General features: G+C 68.9%; 1 protein-coding gene. It reads right to left on the bottom strand.

Annotated elements, in window-relative coordinates:
• Window positions 1-1,158, bottom strand: a 1,158-nt coding sequence (locus ADY01_RS35820) for a beta-ketoacyl reductase (protein WP_049581082.1), incomplete at both ends; no start/stop codon positions are given.

Below are 1,158 nucleotides of genomic sequence, written 5' to 3'. Positions count from 1 at the left end.
ACTCTCCCGCCCGTGCCCGCCGCCGTCCACTCTGCACCAGACCACCCAGAAGCCCTGGGAAACCTCCGCCGGCCACCGCATCAGCACGCAGCCTCCGCAGATCCACCTTCATCGGCACCACCAGAGCTGCGGGAACCCGCAGGGCCGCGTCGAACAACCCCATACCCTCAGCGGGGGTGAGGGGCAGGAAGCCGCCACGGCTCATACGAGCCTGGTCGACCGCACCCAGGTGAGCAGTCAATCCGGCGGACTGCTCCCACAGGCCCCAGGCCATCGACACACCGGGCAGGCCCGCCGCCCGCCGCCGGTGAGCCACCGCGTCGAGATAGGCATTGGCCGCCGCGTAATTGCCCTGCCCCGGCGAACCGATCAAACCCGATGCGGAAGAGAACACCGCGAACACCGACAGATCCATGTCCCGCGTCAGCTCGTCCAGATGGCCAACGGCCTTCACCTTCGGCCCGAACACATACGCCAACCGTTCCGGTGTCAGTGCGCCGATCACACCGTCGTCCAACACACCAGCGGTGTGGACAACACCGGTCAGCGGATGCTGCGCCGACACAGAACCCAGAAGCGCGGCCACGGCGTCCCGGTCGGCGACATCACACGCCGTCACAGCCACCGATTCGGCGCCCAACTCGCCGAGTTCGGCAACCAGCTCCCGCGCCCCCTCGGCCTCCAGACCACGCCGGCTGACCAGAACCAGATGCCGCACACCGTGCTCAACCACCAGGTGCCGGGCCAACAACGCACCCAGCGAACCCGTACCACCCGTAACCAGAACCGTCCCCTCAGAGTCGAAGGCGGCGGGGACATCAGAGATGTCGGGGACGGCACCACCGGTCGTGTCACGGACCAGACGTGGCGCGGACAACACCGTGCCCCGCACAGCGACCTGGGACTCGCCGGTAGCGAGCACAGCGGCGAGGACCGGTTCCATTTCGACGCCGGTGACGTCGAGGCCGGAGCCGGCGGGGTCGAGGTCGAGCAGAATGATCCGGTCGGGGTTCTCGCTCTGGGCGGCGCGGATCAGACCCCACACGGCGGCGCCGGCCGGATCCGTGACATCAGCGTCGCCGCCCGCGGGCACCGCACCCCGGGTAACGACCACCAGCTTGCCGCTCTCGAAAGCCGGGGCTACCAGCCATGCCTGGA

The organism is Streptomyces sp. SBT349, assembly GCF_001083795.1.
GTDB lineage: Bacteria > Actinomycetota > Actinomycetes > Streptomycetales > Streptomycetaceae > Streptomyces.
The sequence above is the reverse complement of the archived record's forward strand: the minus strand, read 5'-3'. Positions and strand labels throughout refer to the sequence as shown.